Annotated in this window: 1 protein-coding gene; it reads left to right on the top strand. The window is 42.3% G+C overall.

Going from position 1 to position 253, the window contains the following annotated elements; translation table 11 throughout:
• Window positions 1-253 (top strand): hypothetical protein (locus NCR34_RS27965; RefSeq protein ID WP_250501447.1); only part of this gene is annotated, 253 nt, incomplete at both ends.

Raw genomic sequence — 253 nt, 5'->3', positions numbered from 1 at the left:
CAATTAAAGTTTGCCGTACTGGCAGGCGACAATGAAGTCGACATTACTGAAATTGATGACTTCTTACAGTTGGCTGAAGGCAAAGCCCGTCACTACCCACCACGTTTTACAGAACGCCAAGAACGTAAAGGTTTTGAGTTAAAACTAAAAGAAGTGACACAACAGCTTGATACGTTAGCATCAAAAGACAATGCTTCATTTGATGTACTGGTCCGTGCATTCAAAGCCAGCGTTATGGCACGTAATTTAGACC

The organism is Caballeronia sp. GAWG1-5s-s (assembly GCF_023631445.1).
Taxonomy (GTDB): Bacteria; Pseudomonadota; Gammaproteobacteria; order Burkholderiales; family Burkholderiaceae; genus Caballeronia.
This window is presented reverse-complemented; position numbering and strand designations above follow the sequence as displayed.